The following is a 13,958-nucleotide window of genomic DNA, read 5'->3' as shown; positions in this document are numbered from 1 at the left end:
GCGAACGGATCCGACGAAGGGGGCCACCACCATGAGCAGGCGTACGGAACCGGAACCCGGGCTCACGCCCGTACCCGTCCGACCCGAGGGCGAGTACCGGCAGTTGATCAATGTCGCCTACCGGCTGCTCGGCTCCCTGGCGGAGGCCGAGGACGCCGTTCAGGAGGCCTTCGCCCGCTGGTACGCGATGTCCGGCCCGCAGCGGGAGGCCGTCGAGTCGCCCGGCGCCTGGCTGACGACGGTGGTCGGCCGGATCTGCCTCGACGTCCTCGGCTCGGCACGGGCACGGCGTGAGCGCTATGTGGGCGAATGGGTGCCGGAGCCGCTGCCCGACACCACGGAGTGGATCAACGGACGGGCGGGGGACGGCGGGACCGACCCCGCGGACCGGATCACCCTGGACGAGTCGGTCGACATGGCCTTCCTCGTCGTCCTCGAATCCATGACGCCGGCCGAACGGGTCGCGTTCATCCTGCACGACGTCTTCCGGTACCCCTTCACCGAACTGGCCACCATCGTCGGCCGCACCCCCGCGGCCTGCCGGCAGCTCGCGTCCTCGGCCCGCCGCCGGGTCCGTGCGGCCCGCCCGCCCGAGACGCCGACCGGCCTCCAGGCCCGTGTCATCAAGGACTTCAAGCAGGCGTGGGAGGCCCAGGACATCGCCGCGCTGGTCGGCCTGCTCAACCCCGACGCCACGATGATCGCCGACGGCGGCGGCATGGTCGGCGCGACGCTCCGCCCAATCACCGGCGCCGGGGAGATCGCCCGCTACATCGCCGCGATCGGCGACATGGCCCCCGGCATGACGCTCCTGCTGCGCTCGGTCAACGGCCGCCCCGGCCTGGTGGCCCAACGCGGCGGCACCACCGTGACGGTGGCGGCCTTCGCCCTCGCGGACGACCGGATCACCCACATCTGGGCCGTACGCAACCCGGAGAAGCTCGGGCCGTGGACCCCCTGACCTGACCCGGCAGGGGCCGACGGGTGGGCCCGCGTGACCGGACGGCGGACTGACGTCGGGAGCCGACTCCACGCGGGTCCGTGTCCACCGACCGGTGGACACCGGGTTCAACCGGTCGAGGCTGCCGGGACGACCGCCCCGCGGACGAGCATCTGAGCCATGAGAAATCGCCCTGTGCGTATGGCCCGTTGGAGCGCCCGGCACCCGTGGAGTGCCGTCATCGGCTGGTTCGTGTTCGTCGTCCTGTGTCTCGGCGCCGGGATCGCGACGGGCACCGAGGAGGCGACCACCAAGGACTTCTGGGTCGGGGAGGCGGGGCACGCCGAGTCGATGGCGACCGAGGGCGGTCTCCAGCGCCGGCCCACCGAACACGTCCTGATCTCCTCGAAGTCCGGACCGCTGGACACGGAAGCGGCCGGTACAGCGGTCCGTGAGCTCACGGACCGGATGACCCGGCTGCCCGAGGTGGACAGCGTGGCGGCCCCGGTCCGCTCCCGGGACGGCAGCACCCTGCGCGTGACCGTCGTCCTGAAGGGCGCCGAGCTGGAGGGCAGGAAGAACGTCGTCCCGCTCCTCGAACAGACGGCGAAGGTGGCCGCCGGCCACCCGGACCTGGTCGTGGAGGAGACCGGCTCGCCCGCCATCAGCAAGGGCGTCAACGATCAGCGCGACGACGACCTGGCGCTCTCGGAACGCATCACCCTGCCGGTCACCCTCGTCATCCTGCTGATCGTCTTCGGCTCGGTGGTCATGGCCGGTGTCCCGCTGCTGCTGGCGCTCTCCTCGATCGCCGCCGCCGTCGGCCTTTCCATGCTTGCCTCCCACGTCCTCCCCGACGCCGGGGTCGGCACCAACATGATCCTGCTCATCGGCCTCGCCGTGGGCGTCGACTACACGCTCTTCTATCTCAAGCGCGAACGCGAGGAACGGGCCCGGGCCGAAGGCCGGCTCGGTCCGGAGGCCCTGGTCGAGCTCGCGGCCGCCACGGCCGGGCGGGCCATCGTGGTCTCCGGCCTGGCCGTGATCGTCTCCACCGCGACGCTCTACCTGGCCACGGACGTCATCTTCTCCTCCTTGGCGACGGGCACGATCCTCGTCGTGGCGGTCGCCGTGGCCAGCTCTCTCACCGTGCTTCCCGCGCTGCTCGTGAAGATCGGCCACCGTACCGACCGCCGGGCCGCCCGCAGGGCCGCCCGCCGTAGCGCAGAGAGGGGCGCGCGCCCGGCGGGCAGCGGCGAGCCGGACCGTACGAAGCCGGTGAAGACAGCTGAGGCGGCGAAGGCGGCGAAGCCGGAGAACGGGAAGGTGTTCGCCGCCCTGCTGCGCCCCGCACGCCGCCGCCCCGCGACCACCCTGTGCGTATCCGTCCTGCTCATGCTCGGCCTGGCCGCGCCCGTGCTCGGTATGAAGCTCATCGACCCGGGCAAGGACACCTTCTCCCGCGACATCCCGGCCATGCGGGTCTACGACCGGCTGACCGCGAAGTTCCCCGAACTCCTCGTCAAGCACGAGGTCGTCGCCCGCTCCGCCCCCGACCGGGCCCCGCAGGTCAGGCAGGCGCTGCTGGAACTGGGCAGGCGGGCCCAGGGCGACCCGCTGTTCGCCCGGAACGCCGCGCCGACCGTACGCACGTCGGCCGACGGCCGGATCAGCGTGCTCGAACTGGCCGTCCCGTACCCCGCGCCCTCCGACCGGGCGATCGAGTCGCTCGACCACCTCCGCCGGGTGCACCTGCCCGCCGCGGTCGGCGCGACGGCCGGAGTGGAGACGGCGGTGAGCGGTGACGTGGCGCGCGGCCAGGACTACGTCGCGCACGAGAGCGGCAAGCTGCCGCTGGTCATCGGGTTGTTGCTGCTGCTGACCTTCGTGATGACCATGTGGGCCTTCCGTTCGGTGGTGATCGCCCTGATCACCGTCCTCCTCAACGTGCTCTCCGCCGCCGCCGCGCTCGGCGTCCTGGTCCTGGTCTTCCAGGGAACCTGGGCGGAGAACCTGCTGGACTTCACCTCCCTCGGCGCGATCGCCTCACGCGTACCGCTCTTCCTCTTCGTGATCCTCTTCGGACTGTCGATGGACTACCAGGTGTTCGTGGTCAGCCGGATCAAGGAGGCGATGGACGACGGGATGCCCGCCCGCGCGGCGGTGCTCGAGGGCATCGGCCGGTCGGCCAAGGTGGTGACGAGCGCGGCGACGGTGATGGTCACGGTGTTCGCGGCCTTCGTCTTCCTGCACCTGACCGAGATGAAGCAGATGGGCCTGTGCCTGGCGGTGGCGGTCCTGCTGGACGCCGTGGTCATCAGGCTGATGATCCTGCCGTCGATCCTGCTGCTCCTCGGCGAACGGGCCTGGTGGCCCCGCCGGCCCACGCCCGTGCCCCCGCCCGCGCCCGTGCCCGGGCCGGGGATCGCGTCCGCGCCCGCGCCCGAGACGTCCGCCCCCCGCGGCCGTTCGGTCCGGTCGCCCCGGAACGTAGTCTGACGATCATGCTGCAACGACCTCGGCGCGGTGACCCGTTGTGGATCTGGGCACTCCACGGGTGGGAGGGGCTGTCCTGGGTGCTCATCGCCCTCGTCACCCTGATCACCGTCGTGGGCGACGGCCCCACGAGGACCCGATACGGGGTGCCGGCGCTGGTGGCCGTCCTCGCCCTCTGCTACGCGCTCGTGCGCTGCCGCCCCGACAATCCGGTGCTCCGCCCGTACGGCTATCTGTGCGTCCTCGTCGCCGTACTGGGCGGCCTCTCCTACGTCGGCGACGGCCTCGGGGTCTTCTACACCGTGACCCTCGCGCAGTTCGTCGTCTTCGCGGACGCCCTCGGAGCAGCGGTCGCGTACACGGGCCTCGGCGCGGTGGCGATCACGGTCGGCGGCACCCTGCGGGAAGGCCGGCGCGTCGAGGTCCTGACCACCAACGCCCTCTCCTCCCTCGCGGTGTTCGCGGTCGGTGTGCTGATCACCGTGGTGACGCCCCGGGCCCTGGCGCTGCGGGACGAACGGGCCCGGCTGAGAGCGGACTTGAGAACCGCCCAGCAGGAACTGGTCGAGGCGTACCAGCGGCAGGGTGCCGCGGAGGAGCGCGAGCGCCTCGCCCGGGAGATCCACGACACCCTGGCCCAGGGCTTCGCCTCCATCATCGTGCTCGCCGAGGCGGCCCGGTCCGGGCTGGCGGTGGACCCCGGCAGAAGCGCCCAGCAGCTGCAGTCCATCGAACAGACCGCCCGGGAGAATCTCGCCGAGGCCCGCGTCCTCGTCGGCGCGGCGCCCGGCAGCGGAGTGGCCGCCGGATCGGTCGCGACGACGCTGCGCCGCACGCTGGACCGGTTCACCGAGGACACCGGGCTCACCGTGGTGGCGGAGCTGGCGGACGTCGACTGCGACCAGCCGACCCGGGTCGCCCTGCTGCGGTGCACACAGGAGTCCCTGGCCAACATCCGCAAACACGCGGACGCCTCCACGGTGGGCGTCGTCCTCGCCCGCCACCGGGCCGGCGTCGAGCTGGAGATCACCGACGACGGACGCGGGTTCGTGGTCGAGGAGTCCCAGGGCTTCGGCCTGGTCGGAATGCGCCGGCGCCTCGCGGAATTCGGCGGCGATCTCACCGTCACCAGCTCGCTCGGCGACGGCACCCGGATCCTCGCCACCATCCCCATGAACGATCAGGTGTGACATGACGACCGAGCCCCCGACCACCACGACGAGCACGACCCCGGGCACGACCGCGCAGGCGCCACCGGAGGGCCGTCTGCGCGTCGTCCTGGCCGACGACCACACGGTGATGCGCGCCGGACTCGTCGCGCTGCTGAGCTCCGAGCCGACCATCGACATCGTCGGCGAGGCGGGAGACGGCCGTGAGGCCGTACGGCTCGTCGAGGAGCTCGACCCGGACGTGGCACTCCTCGACCTGCGGATGCCCGTCCTCGACGGAGTGGGCGCCACCACCGAGATCGTCGGCGGCGGGGCGCGGACCCGGGTCCTCATCCTCACCACGTACGACACCGACGCGGACATCGAGCGCGGCGTCGAGGCCGGCGCGACCGGCTATCTCCTCAAGGACGCCACCCGCGGCCAGCTGGTCGAGGCCATCCACTCCGCCTCCCGGGGCGAAACCGTCCTCGCCCCGCGCGTCGCGCAACGCCTCGTGGCCAGGATGCGCCGCCCCGTGCCCGTCACACTCACCGCCCGCGAGGCCGAAGTGCTGGGCGCGGTCGCCGACGGCCTGTCCAACGCGGAGATCGGCCGGCGCCTGTTCATCGGAGAGGCCACTGTGAAGACCCACCTCCTGCGGGTCTTCGCGAAACTCGACGTCAGCGACCGTACGCACGCGGTGGTCGTGGCGATGAACAGCGGCCTGCTCCAGAAGCGTGAGCCCGGGACCACGGGTTCGAGTTGAGGGCTCGCGCCATCGGCGTAGCGTGGAGAGGGCCGAGTTCAGGGGCGGGGCGAGTGCGGGGCGCGTCGCGGGGTGCGGCGTCCCGTGGCCGGGTGTGGCATCCCACGGGGGGTGTGACGAGGAGCGATCGCTATGGGCAAGCTCTCGACCGAGCAGTTGCGCGAACGGGTCCGCGGGGTGGTGACCACTCCTGACGACGAGGCCTACGACGAGGCGCGCAAGGTCCACAACGCCATGATCGACAGAAGGCCGGCCGCTGTCGTGCGCTGCGTCAACGCGGGCGACGTCATGGCCGCGGTCGACTTCGCGCGGGAGAACGAACTCGACCTGGCGGTGCGCGGCGGCGGGCACAGCGTGCCCGGCTTCGGCACCTGCGACGGCGGCGTCGTGGCCGATCTGTCGGGGATGCGCGGCGTGCGGGTCGACCCCGAGCGGCGTACGGCACGTGCCGAAGGCGGCGCGACCTGGGGCGACTTCAACGCGGCGACGCACGCGTTCGGTCTGGCGACGACCGGGGGGATCATCTCGACCACGGGGGTCGGCGGGCTCACCCTCGGCGGCGGCATCGGCTATCTCGCCCGCGGGCTCGGTCTGAGCTGCGACAACCTGATCTCCGCCGACGTGGTGACCGCGGACGGCCGGATGCTCGTCGCGAACGAGGAGGAGCACGCCGACCTCTTCTGGGCGCTCCGCGGCGGCGGCGGCAACTTCGGCGCGGTGACCTCGCTCGAGTTCCGGCTCAGCCCCGTCAAGGACATCTACGGCGGGCCGATGCTCTTCGAACTGGAGGACGCCGCGACCGTACTGCGCTCCTTCAGCGACTACATCGCCGACGCGCCGGAGGAACTCGGCGGCTTCCCGGCCTTCCAGCTGGCCCCGCCGCTCCCGTTCATCCCGGAGAACCGGCACGGCGACCCCTTCGTGCTGATCGTGGCGTGCTGGGCCGGACCGCTCGACGAGGGGCCGCGCGCCCTCCAGGCCTTCCACGACTTCGCGCCGGTGGTCGCCGAGCACGTCGGTCCCATGCCGTATCCCGCGCTCAACAGCGCCTTCGACGCACTGGTGCCACCCGGCCTCCAGCACTACTGGAAGGCCAACTTCGTGACCGAGCTGAGCGACGCCGCGATCGCGGCGCACCAGGAGTACGGGCCGCGGCTGCCGGCCGTGAACTCGACGGTCCACATCTACCCCATCAACGGCGCCTGCCACCGGGTCGCACCGGACGCGACGGCCTTCGCGTACCGGGACGCCTCGTTCGCCACCGTCATCGCCGGCATGTGGCCCGACCCGTCGGCCAACGAGGCCAACATCGCGTGGGTGCGCGACTACTACGACGCGACCGCCCCGCACTCGGAGGAGGGCGGATACATCAACTTCATGGCCGACGACGACCAGGACCGGATCAGGGCCAACTACAAGACGAACTACGACCGCCTCGTCGAGGTGAAGCGGACGTACGACGCGGGGAACCTGTTCCACCTGAACCAGAACATCAAGCCGTAGAAGGCCCCGAAGGCCGCACCCCGCTTCGCGTCAGCGGGGTCCGGGGCCGTGGTCGGCGGGCGAGACGACTCCCGACTCGTACGCGGCGATCACCAGCTGGGCGCGGTCGCGGGCGGCGAGCTTGGCCAGGAGGCGGCCGACATGGGTCTTCACCGTGCCCATGCTCAGGTGCAGTCGGGCTGTGATCTCGTCGTTCGAGAGGCCCCGCGCGATCAGCTCCAGCACCTCGCGCTCCCGCTCCGTCACCCCTGTGAGCGGGGCCGGGCGGATGTCCCGGGCCGGGTCGGGCCTGCTGGTGAAGTCCTCGATGAGGCGGCGGGTCACCGACGGAGCCAGCAGGGAGTCGCCCGCCGCGACGACCCGGATCGCGGCCAGCACCTCCGCCGGCGGGGCGTCCTTGAGGAGGAAGCCCGCCGCACCGGCGCGCAGGGCCGCGTAGACGTACTCGTCGAGGTCGAACGTGGTCAGGATCAGCACCCGTACGCCTGCGGTCTCCGGAGATCCGCAGATCTGCCGGGTCGCCTCGATGCCGTCCATCACCGGCATCCGGACGTCCATCAGGACCACGTCCGGCCGGTGCAGACGGGACAGTTCGACGGCTTCGGCCCCGTCGCCCGCCTCACCGACAGCGGTGAGACCGGGTTCGTTCTCGACGAGGATCCGGAAGGAGCCCCGCAGCAGCACCTGGTCGTCGACGACGAGTACCCGGGTGGCGCCGGTCATTCGGTCCTCCTCGTACGGTCCTGGGGCAGGCGGGCCGAGACCGCGAAGCCCCCCTCGGGGCGCGGCCCCGCGCTGAACGTCCCACCGTGCGTCATCGCCCGCTCCCGCATGCCGAGCAGGCCGTGCCCGCCGGCCGAGCCGTTTCCGCCGACCGGCCCGCGGCCACCGCGGCGGCCGTCGTCCGTGACGTCGATCCGTACTTCGCGCGGGTCCGCCTCGACCGTCACCCGGCAGCGCGCGGGCGCCGCGTGTTTCACGACGTTGGTGAGAGACTCCTGGACGATCCGGTGAACGGCCAGCGAGATTCCGGGCGCCAGGCCTCCCTCCGGGACCCGGACCGACAGCTCGACCGCCACGCCGGTCTGCCGGGCCTGCTCGGCCAGCAGCGGCAGGGCCTCGACTCCGGGTACCGGGCCCAGCGGGGCCTCGGCGGTGCCCGAGGGGTCGGCGCGCAGCGCACCGAGCGTGCGGCGCATCTCGGTCATGGCGGCCCGGCTGGTCCGCTCGATGACACGCAGCGCGTCCACGGCCTCCTCGGGGCGCCGCTGGGCGACGTGCACGGCGACACCCGCCTTCACCGCGATCAGGCTGAGGCTGTGCGACACGATGTCGTGCAACTCGCGGGCGATCCGCAGTCGTTCGTCGACGACGGCACGTTCCGCACGGCGGGCGGCGCGGTCCGCCTCCCGGGCCCGGCGGGCGCGGACCGCGAAGCCCGACGCCCAACCGGTGCCCAGGACCAGCCAGACGGTGGTGGCGATGCCGGCCGCCCCGCCCCAGGTCTCGGTCGGGGTGACCACGGCCTCCCCGGTGAGGACGGCGGCCGCCGAAACGGTGAGCGCGGCGGCCAGCACGGGCACCGAGCGGCGCGGGACTTCGGTGAGAGCGACCGCGTAGAGGGTGAGACCGACCGCCAGACACGGTTCGCGGGTGATGTCCAGGAGGACGGCGGCCACGGCCCCGGCGAGAGCCGTCAGCGAGGCCGGTACGGGCCACCGGCGGCGCGCCGCGACGGGGAGGCCCACTGCCGCGGCCACGAGGGCGCCCGCCCACACCGGACCGGTGTGGGCGGGCTGGGCGGCACTGTCGGGCAGCCCCGCGAAATGGACGTACACGGTGACGACGAGGAGTGCGGCGGCCAGGTCCAGGGCGAGGAGATGGCCGTCGCGCGGCCGCCGCGGGAGGCGCATGGCCCGACCGTACATCGTCAACCGACCTGTCCTATCAGGGTCATGAGGACCACGGTGGCGGTGATCACCGCGGTCCAGCGCAGGGCGGTGGCCCGGCGGGGTGCCGGGCCGTCGCGCAGCACGGTGACGCCCAGCGGGACGAGCGCGAGGCAGAGCCCCGCGGCGGCCACGACCGACAACGGGGTGGTGCCCTTGAGCACACCGAGCGGCAGCGCGGCGGCTGCCGCGAGGGCGAGGGCGCGTACCCGGCCCAGCACGCGCGCCCGCAGGGCCCCGACGGCGAGGAGAAGCCAGCCGCCCATGACGGCGAGATTGAGGGCACTGAAGACGTGGAAGGCGCCGTACGCCTCGCCGACGAACCGGGTGGCCGCCGCCGCGCCCTGTCGGTCGGCGAGCTGGAAGGCCAGGTGGTCCACACCGGCGTGGAACGTCCGGGCGAAGAGCCCGAGGACGGCGAAGACCCCGCCCCACAGGGCCGGTCCGGGGCTGCGGGGGCCGATCCGGGCCGCGAGCGCGACGAGGGCGGGCCACAGCAGGGCGGTCCCCGCGGCGAAGGCACCGTAGGAGGTGGCGATCAGGCCGGGGTGCTCGACGCAGGCGGCGAGCTGCTCGGGGAAGAAGAAGTGAAAGGGCAGCCGCAGCAGGACTCCGGTCGCCAGCAGCACCGGTGCCGCCACCAGTGAGACCCCACCCACCCACCGCCCGGGGAACGGCGCGTCACCGTCCCATGCCACGGGCAGCAGCCGGGCCACGGCAGGGGTGCCGGGGCGGTGTCCGAGGGGCGTACTCCGTGTCGTTGTCGTCGTCATGCCGTGAACGATCCCGTCCGGACGCCCCCTCCCGCATCGGAGCACGGTCCGCTTCCCGCATCGGCCCTGGGGCCGACTTTCCCGCTCCCCGGAGGCTCCGCATCGGACCACGGTCCGAGAGGCACGGGGGCCGTGCGGGCGGCGCCCTCCCCTCCGCCCGCCGCCCGGATCTCCTCCGGTGACCGGCCTCGCGTGCCCGTGTTCGCGGGCGTCTACACCTCCGGGAGGACAGTGACCACCTTCGTGTGAAGACGCCTGTTAACTACGCTCTGTGACGGTGTTTTGCCCCATAAGGTGCCGTTCGAGGTCAGCCGTTCGGCGAACCCGTGCACCCCCCCCGAGGAGCCAACCGATCATGCCTACCCCTGTTGTCGACGTCTGGGGCGGAGTCTCCCCCGAGCCCCGCTCCGCGATTCCCTCCGCACCGGAGCCGCACGACGAGTGGCCCCTCGACGGCGGAACCGCGTGGGTCTACTACAGCCCGCTGAACCGTCGTCAGCTCATCAGGCCCGTGATCCTCTCCGACGGCTTCTCCAGCGGGGGCAGCGAGCTCGACCGGCTGTGGAACGGCCTGGAGGAGAACGGTGACTTCCGCTTCATCTCCGAACTCCACGCGACCGGCCGGGATGTGATCATCCTCGGCTACAACGACCGTACGGCGTCGATCAAGGACAACGCCGACACCGCCATCGACTGCATCCGCCGCGCCCTCGCCGAGCGGGTGGGCCGTTCGAAGCTGGTCGTGGGCGGCTTCAGCATGGGCGGCCTCGTCACCCGCTACGCGCTGGCCAAGATGGAGCAGGACCCCACGCTCCCCGACCACGAGACGGCCCTCCACCTCTCCTACGACTCCCCGCACCACGGCGGATGGCTCCCCGTCTCCCTCCAGGGGTTCATCCACTTCGCGACGGACCACTTCGGCGAGGACCCCATTGTGGGGCAGTTCATCCGCCTGTTCTCCGGCCTGCTCAACAGCCCCGCCGCGAAGCAAATGGCGCGTTGGTACATCGCGAAGGCCGATGACACCCCGGCGCCGGCATCGGAGCGGGTGGAGTTCCTCAGGGAGCTCGACGAACTCGGGGGATGGCCGCGCAACGTGCGCAGGATCGGTGTCGCCAACGGCGTCGACACCGGCACCGGCAACGGCATCAAGCCCGACGTGACCGCGGTCAGGGGCGACGGCACGACGTTGCAGGACACCTGGCTCAAGACCCAGGGCCAGGGCGACCGGGTCGTCGCCCGCCTCCAGAAGAAGGGCGGCCAGCCGACCGAGGTGCGGACCTCCGGACTGCCCGAGATCGACGGCGCTCCCGGCGGCCTGTTCACCCTGCCGCTGCCGGACGGCAGCGACCCCGGCAGCTTCGGCCTGGCGGGCCTCCTCATGCGTGGTCTCCGCAACACCGTGGACGAGGGCGGCATCCCCACCTCCTGCTTCATCCCCAGCGTCAGCGCGGTCGCCGCCGGTGACATCGACGACCAGAAGGCGCTCTACGCGCCGATCACACCGGACCGCAGCGAACTCGACGCCTTCCTGTGCGCCGGCCGCAACGAGGGCCACACCACCATGACCGAAGAACTCGGCGCGTGGATCGTGAACGAGATCGTCGCCACCGCGTGACGCACCCCGGAGCGGGCAGCCCGAACCGATGTCGGCTGCCCGCTCCGAGGGCCGGGATCTCCCAGGGGGGCGGCCCCGGTACCGCGCGGCGCCGCCCTGGCGTCGGCGGGTCAGCACCAGGCGGAGCCGTCGTGGCTGGCCGTGACCTCCAGGCCGTAGGTGTCGGTGCTCTCGCCGAGGTCGCCGGGGAACCACACGGCGAGATGGGCGGTCGTGCCCGCGACGGGCTTCTCGAAACAGAGCGCCGAGGTGTCGACCGCGAGTCCGCCGGGTGCCGGGGACGGCGAAGGATTGGCGCTCGCGAGCCGCCAGCCGTCCTCCGCGGCGGCCCGGTTGTAGAAGGACAGCACCTCGGCCCGGGGCATCGTGTACCGGTAGTGCTGCCCGGCGTAGGCGAACCCGTCGTCCTCGTCGCATCCGGAGTACCGATCGTCCCGGGGCTGTGTCGTGCTCGGGTGCGCGTCGAGGACGGACAGGGACGCCAGGACCGGTGCGAGTTCCTGGTCGGTTCCGGTGCAGCCGTAGAGCCCACCCGACAACGCCCACACGCCCGTTGCCGCGATGACGGCCATGCCGCCCGCGCCGACGAGAACCGGCGCAGCCACTCTCTTCAGCTTCATGGCGCGGAGCGTAACGCAAGGGATTCACGGGACAGGGAGTGACCGGGGACGGCCCGTCCCGTCGCAGTCGACCGACGGCCGGCGCTCGCCCGCTGTGCCTCTCACCTGCGGTGATGATCCGTTTCATCCGCCGCTGTCCGTCGGCTGGGAGGGGGCTTGCGCGGGAGTCCGCTCGTGCGCGGTCCTCCGCCAAGCCCTCCGGCTGCGCCCTTCGGTCGTTGCCGCCGACGGGCGGACTCACCTCAAGCCGATTCCGGTGGCGCGTCGGACGTGGCGGCGCGGCGGTATTCGGCGTTGATGCGCTGGGCCTCTTCGAGCTGGTCCTCGAGGACGATGATGCGGCAGGCGGCCTCGATGGGGGTGCCCTGGTCGACGAGTTCGCGGGCGCGTGCGGCGATGCGCAACTGGTAGCGGGAGTAGCGGCGGTGGCCACCCTCCGAGCGCAGCGGGGTGATCAGGCGCGCTTCGCCGATGGCGCGGAGGAAGCCCTGTGTGGTGCCGAGCATCTCGGCCGCCCGGCCCATCGTGTAGGCGGGGTAGTCGTCGTCGTCGAGACGCCCGTACGAGTCGTCTGCTGTCATTTGCACCTCTCTGGTCAACGCGTCGAGGGGCCCTGGTGCCAATACTGGCACCAGGGCCCCGAAGGAACTTCTACACCACCTGCCGGCCCTGATACTGCGCCGGCGTTCTGTGTCCGCGCACCCGACCTGGTCGCTGTCGGGGTTGCGGGGATCGCGGTTGCTTGACCGGAGACCACCTCACTATCGATGTCCTGCGGTACCCGGGCTCAGACATACGCCCGGGCGATCCTGATGGCGCGGGTTCCTCCGTTCTTCCTCGGTGATCAAACTGCGTACTGCGGGGAACTGTGTACTGCGGGTCCTGCTGGTGATGCGCGCTGCGCTCACGGGTACCGCACCTGCATGCACGCGGTCCCGCACGTGGCGGCCCCTGATCACTGCGGGCCACCCGGTCCGGCCGCCAGTCCCGTCGCCGTCCTGCGAAAACCCTGGCTTCGAAACTCCACCGCCGCACCGTCCTGCTCCATGCGACCACCTGTACTGCCGGTCGACAGTACGTCCCTGCCAGGCCCTGCTTTCTCTCTGGGCCATGAGAGAAACCGTAACCACGCCAAGGGTCAATGTCTACTGTGGCGGACATAGATTTCCGCGTGTCGGGCGAGCAGGTAATCGACCTCGAACAGTGGCGCGGCCCCCGGGGCCGGTGGAGGACCGCTGAGAGGTTCCGGGTCACGGCTGTGGGGAAGCCCTCCACCGGCAGCAGAGAGGGCCCGACCGGCGGGTGCCGGTCGGGCCCTGTCTGCTGGCCGGGTATCAGTTCACGTTCGCCCGCGGGTCGAGGTCAGGCCGCGGTCGGGGCGCCGAGCATCGCGGAGGCGTGCTGGAGGGGGTCGACTCCGTGGGCGGGTGCGGTGTTCTGGGGGAGGCTCCGGCAGGTGAAGCCGAGCTTGGCCATGGCGCGGAGCACTTCACCGGCGCTGAAGTCGCGGCGGTCCTGGCGCGTGATGACCTGGCCGACCTGCTTGACGGGGTAGGTGCGGCGGCCGATGATCACGGACTCGCCGACGACTTCCTCGGGCTTGACGCCCCGCATGGTCTCCATGACGCCGCTCTTGGTGAGATCGAAGGGGAAGCGGGCGATGACACAGCGCACGATGCCTCACAGGAAGAGAAGGGGATGGTTCCGCCGTGGTGCGGCGGTTCAGGCGAGGGCGAGGACGGGGACGGGCGCGGGGGCGTCCTGGGCGCCGTCCTGCTCGCCGACGACGGGCGGGGTGACGATCCGGGGACGCACCGCGCCCCCGCTCGTCAAGGCGGTGGCCGGGGTGAGCGGTCCACCGTCGCCGGAGAGGTCGCGCAGCTGGAGCCGGTCCGTGTAGACGGCGCTGTCGCGGACGGCGGTGAGCCGGGTCAGGGTGACCAGGCCGGTGCACAGGCCGTCGTTGTCACAGACGAGCAGGTGCCCGGTGCGGGCCCCGGCCATGACGGACAGGGCCACCTCGACGGTCATGTCGTCGCCGACCTGCGGTCCGGCCGTGTCCACGGCGTCGACCACCGGCCCGTGCGCGGGGGCGGCCTGCGGGGAGCGGGGCTGCATGTGGTCCGGCGTCACAACGTGCCTCCT

The 13,958-nt window shown here is 72.0% G+C and carries 13 protein-coding genes; 6 read left to right on the top strand and 7 right to left on the bottom strand.

Features of this window, described 5'->3' with window-relative positions; translation table 11 throughout:
• Positions 1–31 precede the first annotated feature (31 nt).
• The 5 genes from sigJ to IE311_RS19340 all read left to right on the top strand — a co-directional run bounded on the left by sigJ (position 32) and on the right by IE311_RS19340 (position 6,853).
• On the top strand, positions 32–961 hold the full coding sequence (gene sigJ / locus IE311_RS19360; protein WP_189832985.1) for an RNA polymerase sigma factor SigJ: 930 nt from the start codon (positions 32–34) through the stop codon (positions 959–961).
• 159 nt (positions 962–1,120) lie between these two features.
• On the top strand, positions 1,121–3,439 hold the full coding sequence (locus tag IE311_RS19355; RefSeq protein ID WP_189832984.1) for an MMPL family transporter: 2,319 nt from the start codon (positions 1,121–1,123) through the stop codon (positions 3,437–3,439).
• A gap of 5 nt (positions 3,440–3,444) precedes the next feature.
• A complete protein-coding gene (locus IE311_RS19350) occupies positions 3,445–4,626 on the top strand; it encodes a sensor histidine kinase (protein WP_189832983.1) in 1,182 nt (393 codons plus the stop codon).
• A gap of 1 nt (position 4,627) precedes the next feature.
• Positions 4,628–5,350, top strand: a complete 723-nt coding sequence (locus IE311_RS19345) for a response regulator (RefSeq protein ID WP_189832982.1) — start codon at positions 4,628–4,630, stop codon at positions 5,348–5,350.
• 132 nt (positions 5,351–5,482) lie between these two features.
• A complete protein-coding gene (locus tag IE311_RS19340) occupies positions 5,483–6,853 on the top strand; it encodes an FAD-binding oxidoreductase (RefSeq protein ID WP_189832981.1) in 1,371 nt (456 codons plus the stop codon).
• 30 nt (positions 6,854–6,883) lie between these two features.
• Here the strand turns inward: IE311_RS19340 and IE311_RS19335 are convergent, their stop codons facing one another.
• Genes IE311_RS19335 through IE311_RS19325 form a run of 3 tightly spaced genes read right to left on the bottom strand, consistent with a single transcriptional unit; the run spans position 6,884 to position 9,575 of the window.
• The gene (locus tag IE311_RS19335) at positions 6,884–7,576 is read right to left on the bottom strand and encodes a response regulator (protein WP_189832980.1); all 693 of its coding nucleotides are present in this window, start codon (positions 7,574–7,576) and stop codon (positions 6,884–6,886) included.
• Positions 7,573–8,766 (bottom strand): sensor histidine kinase, encoded by a 1,194-nt coding sequence (locus tag IE311_RS19330; RefSeq protein WP_189832979.1) that lies wholly within the window; start codon positions 8,764–8,766, stop codon positions 7,573–7,575. The genes IE311_RS19335 and IE311_RS19330 overlap by 4 nt, the downstream gene beginning before the upstream one ends.
• 17 nt (positions 8,767–8,783) lie before the next feature.
• Entirely contained in the window at positions 8,784–9,575 is a 792-nt protein-coding gene (locus tag IE311_RS19325; RefSeq protein WP_189832978.1) for a hypothetical protein, read from the bottom strand.
• Positions 9,576–9,930: 355 nt separating this feature from the next.
• Here IE311_RS19325 and IE311_RS19320 point away from each other — a divergent pair, with 355 nt between their 5' ends.
• Entirely contained in the window at positions 9,931–11,193 is a 1,263-nt protein-coding gene (locus tag IE311_RS19320) for an esterase/lipase family protein (protein ID WP_189832977.1), read from the top strand.
• A 110-nt stretch (positions 11,194–11,303) separates the two neighbouring features.
• On the opposite strand, the gene IE311_RS19315 is transcribed toward IE311_RS19320, so the two are convergent.
• The 4 genes from IE311_RS19315 to IE311_RS19300 form a co-directional block, all read right to left on the bottom strand.
• Complete coding sequence (locus IE311_RS19315; RefSeq protein ID WP_189832976.1) at positions 11,304–11,813, bottom strand: hypothetical protein; 510 nt, start codon at positions 11,811–11,813, stop codon at positions 11,304–11,306.
• Positions 11,814–12,055: 242 nt separating this feature from the next.
• Positions 12,056–12,394 carry a MerR family transcriptional regulator gene (locus IE311_RS19310; RefSeq protein ID WP_189832975.1) on the bottom strand — a complete coding sequence of 113 codons (339 nt, stop codon included), beginning with the start codon at positions 12,392–12,394 and terminating at the stop codon, positions 12,056–12,058.
• Between the two features lie 781 nt (positions 12,395–13,175).
• Complete coding sequence (locus tag IE311_RS19305) at positions 13,176–13,487, bottom strand: SCO5918 family protein (RefSeq protein ID WP_189832974.1); 312 nt, start codon at positions 13,485–13,487, stop codon at positions 13,176–13,178.
• 48 nt (positions 13,488–13,535) lie between these two features.
• Complete coding sequence (locus tag IE311_RS19300; RefSeq protein ID WP_373313900.1) at positions 13,536–13,946, bottom strand: CBS domain-containing protein; 411 nt, start codon at positions 13,944–13,946, stop codon at positions 13,536–13,538.
• Positions 13,947–13,958 lie beyond the last annotated feature (12 nt).

This window comes from Streptomyces zaomyceticus, from assembly GCF_014656215.1.
GTDB lineage: Bacteria > Actinomycetota > Actinomycetes > Streptomycetales > Streptomycetaceae > Streptomyces > Streptomyces zaomyceticus.
This window is presented reverse-complemented; position numbering and strand designations above follow the sequence as displayed.